Raw genomic sequence first — 7,827 nt, 5'->3', positions numbered from 1 at the left:
TTGATGATGGTGGCAACGACGCCGGCGCCCACCGTGCGTCCGCCTTCGCGGATGGCAAAGCGCAGGCCTTCTTCCATCGCGATGGGCGACATCAGGCTGACCTTCATCGACACGTTGTCCCCCGGCAGCACCATTTCCTTGTCGGCCGGCAACTCGATGGTGCCCGTCACGTCCGTCGTGCGGAAGTAAAACTGCGGGCGATAGCCCTGGAAGAACGGCGTGTGGCGACCGCCCTCGTCCTTGGACAGAATATACACCTCGGCAGAGAAGTCCGTGTGCGGCTTGATCGAGCCGGGCTTGGCCAGCACCTGGCCGCGCTCGACATCTTCGCGCTTGGTGCCGCGCAGCAGCACGCCCACGTTATCGCCCGCCTGCCCCTGGTCCAGCAGCTTGCGGAACATCTCCACGCCCGTGCAGGTAGTCTTGACCGTGTCCTTGATGCCCACGATCTCGATTTCCTCGCCCACCTTGACGATGCCGCGCTCGATGCGGCCCGTGACCACCGTGCCCCGACCCGAGATCGAGAACACGTCTTCCACCGGCATCAGGAACGCCCCGTCCACCGCGCGCTCGGGCGTCGGGATGTAGGTGTCCAGCGCATCGGCCAGCTTCATGATCGCCTGCGTGCCCAGCGGACCTTCGTCGCCATCCAGGGCCAGCTTGGCCGAACCCGTGATGATGGGCGTGTCGTCGCCAGGAAAGTCGTACTTCGAGAGCAGCTCGCGCACTTCCATTTCCACCAGCTCGAGCAGCTCGGCGTCATCGACCATGTCGGCCTTGTTCAGGAACACGATGATGTAAGGCACGCCAACCTGGCGCGACAGCAGGATGTGCTCGCGCGTCTGGGGCATCGGGCCGTCGGCGGCCGACACCACCAGGATCGCCCCGTCCATCTGCGCGGCGCCCGTGATCATGTTCTTGATATAGTCGGCGTGGCCCGGGCAGTCAACGTGCGCGTAGTGGCGTGCCTTGGTTTCGTACTCGACGTGCGAGGTGTTGATGGTGATGCCGCGCGCCTTCTCTTCAGGCGCCGCGTCGATTTGCGCGTAGCCCTTGGCTTCGCCGCCGAAGGCCTTGGACAGCACCGTCGTGATTGCCGCCGTCAGCGTCGTCTTGCCGTGGTCAACGTGCCCAATCGTGCCTACGTTTACGTGGGGTTTGGTACGTTCGAACTTACCTTTTGCCATGGCTGACTCCTGACTGTGGAACTATGGAATAAAGCTATAAAGAAAATTTTTGGTGCCCATGACGCGGATCGAACGCGTGACCTCTCCCTTACCAAGGGAGTGCTCTACCACTGAGCCACATGGGCAACTACTTCGTTGCTATCCGCCTTTTCAGGCGGAAATCAAAAAAACCGTAAACTGGAGCGGGTGAAGGGAATCGAACCCTCGTCATAAGCTTGGAAGGCTTCTGCTCTACCATTGAGCTACACCCGCTAGGAGATTCAATCCGCCTGATCGCCTGCGGCCGGAACACTGCTCAACAGCCACAAACTTTTACAACCGCTTCCTGCCAGCGCCGCATGCATCACGCAGCGCCTTGCCATCATTTTTTACAACCAGCTTGTTTTATTCTGCAACCGCCCTGCTTCGATGAGGACGGCCGCAGCAAAAAAGAGCTTCTGGTGGTGGGAGTTGGATTCGAACCAACGTAGACGCAAGGTCAACAGATTTACAGTCTGCCCCCTTTAACCACTCGGGCATCCCACCAAAAGCGAATTGCGAATTATGCAGACTTTTTTAGGGCTTGTCAAACGCCGTGGCGGTCAAAATGCGGAAAGCGCGCCGATATGCCGCCAGCGTGGAATAAAAGCGGCGGGACCGGCGGTCAGGCGTCGACCACCCCCGCCAGACCCTGGCGCTCCAGGAGTGAATTCAAGTGTTCCCATCCGTGGAAATCTATCATCAGCTGGCCCCGGCTCTTGGCGCCGACCTTGAGCGTCACGCGGGTGCCCAGGTGATCCGACAAGGCTTTCTCCATGCGCTTGAGGTCGCCGGAGTGGGCGACCGACTTGCGGCCCGGCTTGGCTGTTTTCTCTTCCGCCTCGCGTATGCTGCGCGCGACCAGCTTTTCGGTTTCGCGCACAGACAGGCGTTTGGCGATGACTTCGTTGGCCAGAAGGATCTGCGTCGCCGTATCGGTCGCCAGCAAGGCGCGCGCGTGGCCCATATCGATATCGCCGGCCAGGAGCATGGTCTGCACCGGCCCTGTCAGGTTCAGCAGCCGCATCAGGTTGCTGGTGGCCGAGCGCGAGCGGCCTATCGCCTGCGCGGCCTGTTCGTGGGTCAGGCCGAATTCGTCGAGCAGGCGGCGCACGCCCTGGGCCTCTTCCAGAGGGTTGAGGTCTTCCCGCTGAATGTTCTCGATGAGCGCCATGACCGCCGCGCTTTCATCGGGCACTTCGCGCACCAGCACCGGCACTTCGGCAAGACCGGCCAGCTGCGCGGCGCGGAAACGCCGCTCCCCCGCGATGATTTCGTACTTGCCGGCATCTTTTCCGGCCAGAGGGCGCACCAGTATGGGCTGCATGATGCCCTGGCTGCGGATGGATTCGGCAAGCTCGTTGAGCGCGCCTTCATCCATGCGCGTGCGCGGCTGGTATTTGCCGGCGCGCATGACTTCCACCTTGAGTACGGAGGGCAGATGCTCGCTTTCGCGATCGGTCTTGCCGAAATTCTCCATCACTGGGCCATCTTCGCCGAGCAGGGCGTCCAGACCGCGGCCCAGCCCTTTAGGTTTCTTCGTTGCCATTGTGTTCCTCTTTCAGATTCGTTTAGCCGCGCGGACGAGCCAGCTGGCGCAAGGCTTCTTTCTTCACGCGCTTGATGAGCTCGTGGCCAAATTCGATATAGGCCTTGGCGCCGCGGGAGTTCTTGTCATAGACGATGCCGGGCAAGCCGTGGCTGGGCGCTTCGGCGAGCCGCACATTGCGCGGCACCACCGCCTTGAAGACCTTGTCGCCAAAATGCGTTTCGATCTGGGCGGAGACCTGCTGCTGCAGCGTCACGCGTGTGTCGAACATGACCCGCAGCAAGCCTATCAGCTGCAATTCGGGGTTGATGTTCCGATGCACCCGCTTGATGGTGTTCACCAGGTCAGACAGCCCTTCCAGGGCAAAGTATTCGCACTGCATGGGGATGATGACCCCGTGCGCCGAAGCCAGGCCGTTCAGGGTGAGCAAAGACAGGGTAGGCGGGCAATCGATCAGGATGAAATCGTAATCGCCCAGCACGTGCTCTATGGCCTGCTTGAGCTGCTGTTCGCGCTGGTCCATCTGGATCAGGTCGATTTCCGCGCCGGACAGCTCCCGGTTTGCCGGAAGCACGTCGTAGCCGCCGGCCTCCGACCTCACGCGGGCCTGGGCGATGGTGGAGTCCCCTATCAGCACCTGATAAAGATTCTGTTCGACCTTGTTCTTGTCGATGCCGCTGCCCATGGTGGCATTGCCCTGGGGATCCAGGTCGACCAGCAGCACACGCTTGTCCATCGCGGCAAGAGCCGCCGCCAGGTTGATGGCCGTGGTGGTTTTCCCCACCCCTCCTTTCTGGTTCGCAATACAAAAGACATTGGCGACGGCGATAGCGGTGTCGTGATTCATAGGGTTCCTTGGCGATTCAACCAGACCAGGCAACGCTGGGCGTTCAATTCGGGGACGAGCAGCGTCTGGATGCGGCTGGCGCGCCAGTCGGTCCGCTGCTCGAGGGTATTGATCTCGTCCTGCGGTTCCCGACCCTTCATGGCGGCCAGATGCCCGCCAGGGGCCACATGGGGCCCGGCCAGCGTCGCAAAATCGACCAGGGAGGCGAAGGCTCTGGAGATGACAATATCCGCCTCCAAGGGCTCCATGGCCTCTACACGGCCATGCACCGCATGCAGGTTGGGCAGGCGCAGCGCGCCGGCTATCTGGCGGATAAAGGCCGTTTTCTTTTCGACCGCGTCCACGCAATACACTTGCCATTGCGGGTACACGATGGCCAATACGGCCCCCGGCAAGCCTGCGCCGGAACCCACATCCATGATGCGGGGCGCATTGACTGTGTTTTTATCCAGTACACTGGCCAGCGGCGTCGCCACGGCCAGGCTGTCGAACAGATGCTGCGCCAGCATCTGTTCCGCATTGCGCACGGCCGTAAGATTGTACGTGCGGTTCCAGCGCTCCAACTGGGCCACATAGCCCAGCAAGGCGGAAGCCTTGCCGGCATCCAGCTCTATGGCCAGCGCTTGCGCGGCCGCGGCAAGACGCCGCCCGTGGTCGTTCGCGGCCGCCATTACGCTGCTTTCTTCCTGTGCTGCAGGCGCTTTATGTGTATCAACAGCAAGGAAATCGCGGCGGGCGTTACCCCTGAAATCCTGTTCGCCTGCCCAACGGTTTGCGGCCGGCTGGCTTTCAGGCGATGCCGCACTTCTATGGAAAGGCTGGAGATGGCGTCGTAATCCATGTCCGAAGGAATAGGCTGCGATTCCTGGGCAAGCTGTTTTTCGACTTCTTCCTGCTGCTTTGCAACGTAACCTGAATACTTGACCTGGATCTCGACCTGTTCGGCGGCAATTTCATCGGCCAGGCCCGGGCCCGCCAGCAGGCTGCCATCTTCCTTGTTCAAAGCCATGAGCGCTTCATAAGAGACCTGCGGCCGCTTCAAAAGATCGTACAGGGAATATTCGCGCTCTACTTGCTTGCCAAGAAGTTCTTCGGCGGTGTGCGCCGCCAGGGTGTGGGGATTGATCCAGTTGCCTCTGAGGCGCTCGATTTCCCGGGCGACCGAATCGCGCTTGCGGCTGAACGCATCCCACCTGGCGTCGTCCACCAGCCCGAGCCGGCGCCCTTCTTCCGTAAGGCGCATATCAGCGTTGTCTTCGCGCAGGCTCAAGCGATACTCCGCGCGCGAGGTAAACATGCGGTAAGGTTCGGTCACGCCGCTGGTGATCAGATCGTCGACCAGAACGCCCAGGTAAGCCTCGTTGCGCTTGGGGCACCAGCCCTCCTCGCCTCTGGCCTGCAGCGCCGCATTGACGCCGGCCAACAGGCCCTGCGCGGCGGCTTCTTCGTATCCGGTGGTGCCATTGATCTGCCCGGCAAAGAACAAGCCGTTGATGGCGCGGGTTTCAAGTGTAGCCTTCAATTCGCGGGGATCGAAGTAGTCGTATTCGATAGCATAGCCGGGCCGCATGATGATGGCGTTTTCCAGGCCAGGCAGAGTGCGCACGAGCGCAAGCTGGATATCGAAAGGCAGGCTGGTCGACACGCCGTTGGGATATATTTCCCGAGTGCTGAGGCCTTCGGGCTCCAGAAATATCTGATGGCTGGCCTTATCGGCAAAGCGATGTATCTTGTCTTCTATTGACGGGCAGTAGCGCGGCCCTATTCCCTCTATCGTCCCGCTGTCGCTGTACATGGGGGAACGATCCAGCCCGGAGCGCACGATGTCGTGCGTCCTTTCATTGGTGTGAGTGATCCAGCACGGCAATTGCTCGGGGTGCATGTCCGCCGAGCCCATGTAGGAAAACACCGGCACGGGGTTGCTGTCGCCCGCCTGGGTCTCCATTTTGGAAAAGTCTATGCTGCGGGCGTCGATACGGGGCGGCGTGCCAGTCTTCAAGCGCCCTTGCGGCAGTTTCAATTCCTTCAAGCGCTGGCCCAGGGAAATAGAAGGAGGGTCGCCTGCGCGGCCGGCCGAGTAATGGTCCAGCCCCACGTGGATCAAACCATTCAGGAAGGTGCCTGCGGTCAGCACTACCGTGCGCGCCCGGAAGCGGAGACCTATTTGTGTGACGGCGCCGACGACGCGATCCCCTTCCAGCATGAGGTCGTCGACCGCCTGCTGGAATATCATCAAATTGGGCTGGTTTTGCAGGGCGGTGCGTATGGCGCGGCGGTACAAAGAACGATCGGCTTGAGCGCGGGTGGCGCGCACCGCGGGCCCTTTGGAGCGATTCAATATGCGAAACTGGATGCCGGCCTGGTCGGTGGCATAGGCCATGATCCCGCCCAGGGCGTCGATTTCCTTGACCAGATGCCCTTTGCCGATACCGCCTATCGAGGGGTTGCAAGACATCTGGCCCAGCGTTTCCATATTGTGAGTCAATAAAAGCGTGGAAGCGCCGGTGCGAGCCGCGGCAAGAGCCGCCTCCGTACCGGCATGGCCGCCACCCACTACTATCACATCGAATTCGTCTGGATAAATCATTTTTCGCTCAAGCGAGAGAATACTTAACTCGCCATTATACTGCCGCGACCCTTGTGTTTCACGTGGAACGTGGAATTTAACTGTTTGGGGTTGTTTCACGTGGAACAATTCGGTTGCCGGTGGGCCGGCTGCTGTTCCACGTGAAACGTTCATGAAGATGGTATGGCGGTTGCTTCGACAATTTCTGGTTTCCGTGAGGTGTTGTGCGGTATGTTTCACGTGAAACATCCGATGCCCCGCGGTATAGCGCCTGGCCTGAAGCTTGGGACCTGGATCGCTTAGCGAAACTTTATGTGCTGTAAGGTGCTTGTGGGAGGGCGTCGGAATATGTTTCATTGTTCGCGTATTCGGCGCTGCGATGCTGAGTTGATAGCTAAAAGACCTTGGTATTTGGAGTATAGGCGGCTTGGATGCCGGATGCTGGATTGGCGCCTATGTACGCAGGGTGCTTGGGCTTTGGATATTTCTTCTGACGGGTGGCAGATTGTGATATTTCTTGGCAGTTCCCTGGCATTTCGTGGTTCGAGGCCTGAAACAGGGGGTATGGCGCTTTCTTGCGATTCTTGATGTATGTGCCGGGTCATGGGGTTTCGTAGTTTTTCCTGATGTGTGTGCCGTGTCATGGTGGCTTTGCGTTGCGGAACGTGGCCGATCCAGCACTTGCGCGCTTCCTTCATTTGGCGGTTTCTTCAGGTCTTTGGTCAGCAGCTACCGGAATGAAGAAATGCCGCGTATCCAAACCGTTGCAGCGTTCTAGATCTGGCGCCGTGGCTAGTGCGGGTTATGTTGTTCTTGATCTGGCGCTGTGGGATCGTGTTTTAAACCGTTGCCGTTGCCGTGGGCGGGGTGTGGGTTGCGTTGTCCTTGTTCTTAACCCGTCGCCGCGGGCGGGTGTGGGTTGGGCTCAATATCGCTGCGGTCCCGGGCTTCGCCCGTGACTGCCCGCGCAGTCAACCTGTTTCCGGGCGCCCGCGAACTCGCGGAACGGACAGCCCCCGGCTGTCCGTAAGCGTCTCGCTCAGACAAGCGCGGGCTTGCCTCCCGGAAACAGGCCGCCTGCGCGGCTTGCTCAACATTTCGCCCAACCCACACCCGCCCACGGCGCCTGGACATTGGGTTTATTGGACGGCTGCTGGTATTGGATCTGGCAATCGGTTTATTGGACGGGCTCGGCGATCGGGCTTGGCGATCGGGCTTGTCGGACGGCGGCTCGTATCGGGCCTGGCATCGAGTACGGCGGCTGATATCGGGCCTGGCAATCGGCTTATTGGACGGGCGCTGGTATCGAGCCTGACTATCGGTTATTGGACAGCCGCCGGTATCGAGCTCGGCATCCGGGCAGGCAGGTCGGGTGACTGTTGTCGATTCCAATTGCCAGATTGATGGGTTTGATGTCGTCGCATACGACACCGTAGACTAGACAGCACCGTAGGCCGAACCAGCCTCAATGCCCAAGCGGGCCGGCTGGCGGCCCGCGCAGGGCGAGCGCAAGACCTCTTTCTTGGTAGCCCAAACCCCGGCAAGAATGCCAAGCACCCGACCCGCCCCAGCAGAGATACAAAACCTGGGATGCAGTCGTTGGCGCGGTGGGGGAAGGTAGCGGTCCGTCCGGGGCCGAGCAAGCCGGCCGCGAAGGCAG

The 7,827-nt window shown here is 60.5% G+C and carries 5 protein-coding genes and 3 tRNA genes; all 8 read right to left on the bottom strand.

The annotated features are described in order from the left end of the window. A partial coding sequence (gene tuf / locus BUB23_RS26260; RefSeq protein ID WP_073110366.1) for an elongation factor Tu occupies window positions 1–1,187 on the bottom strand: 1,187 nt, incomplete at its 3' end. 50 nt (window positions 1,188–1,237) lie between these two features. Then, window positions 1,238–1,312 (bottom strand) — tRNA-Thr (locus tag BUB23_RS26255). A 53-nt stretch (window positions 1,313–1,365) separates the two neighbouring features. Next, window positions 1,366–1,439, bottom strand: a tRNA-Gly gene (locus BUB23_RS26250). Window positions 1,440–1,625: 186 nt separating this feature from the next. Then, a tRNA-Tyr gene (locus BUB23_RS26245) sits at window positions 1,626–1,712 on the bottom strand. 118 nt (window positions 1,713–1,830) lie between these two features. Then, window positions 1,831–2,754 (bottom strand): ParB/RepB/Spo0J family partition protein, encoded by a 924-nt coding sequence (locus BUB23_RS26240; RefSeq protein ID WP_073110364.1) that lies wholly within the window; start codon window positions 2,752–2,754, stop codon window positions 1,831–1,833. A gap of 22 nt (window positions 2,755–2,776) precedes the next feature. After that, complete coding sequence (locus tag BUB23_RS26235) at window positions 2,777–3,601, bottom strand: ParA family protein (RefSeq protein WP_073110362.1); 825 nt, start codon at window positions 3,599–3,601, stop codon at window positions 2,777–2,779. Continuing rightward, window positions 3,598–4,272 carry a 16S rRNA (guanine(527)-N(7))-methyltransferase RsmG gene (rsmG, locus tag BUB23_RS26230; protein ID WP_073110359.1) on the bottom strand — a complete coding sequence of 225 codons (675 nt, stop codon included), beginning with the start codon at window positions 4,270–4,272 and terminating at the stop codon, window positions 3,598–3,600. Before rsmG ends, BUB23_RS26235 begins: the two co-directional genes overlap by 4 nt. Further along, on the bottom strand, window positions 4,272–6,188 hold the full coding sequence (gene mnmG / locus BUB23_RS26225) for a tRNA uridine-5-carboxymethylaminomethyl(34) synthesis enzyme MnmG (RefSeq protein WP_073110356.1): 1,917 nt from the start codon (window positions 6,186–6,188) through the stop codon (window positions 4,272–4,274). The genes rsmG and mnmG overlap by 1 nt, the downstream gene beginning before the upstream one ends. Between the last annotated feature and the right edge of the window lie 1,639 nt (window positions 6,189–7,827).

The organism is Pollutimonas bauzanensis (genome assembly GCF_900129885.1).
Lineage (GTDB): Bacteria > Pseudomonadota > Gammaproteobacteria > Burkholderiales > Burkholderiaceae_B > Pollutimonas > Pollutimonas bauzanensis.
The sequence above is the reverse complement of the archived record's forward strand: the minus strand, read 5'-3'. Positions and strand labels throughout refer to the sequence as shown.

Coding starts and splice junctions, on each gene's coding strand:
- rsmG (WP_073110359.1), bottom strand. CDS start 4,272: ATGGCGGCCGCGAACGACCACGGGCGGCGTCTTGCCGCGGCCGCGCAA.
- BUB23_RS26240 (WP_073110364.1), bottom strand. CDS start 2,754: ATGGCAACGAAGAAACCTAAAGGGCTGGGCCGCGGTCTGGACGCCCTG.
- BUB23_RS26235 (WP_073110362.1), bottom strand. CDS start 3,601: ATGAATCACGACACCGCTATCGCCGTCGCCAATGTCTTTTGTATTGCG.
- mnmG (WP_073110356.1), bottom strand. CDS start 6,188: ATGATTTATCCAGACGAATTCGATGTGATAGTAGTGGGTGGCGGCCAT.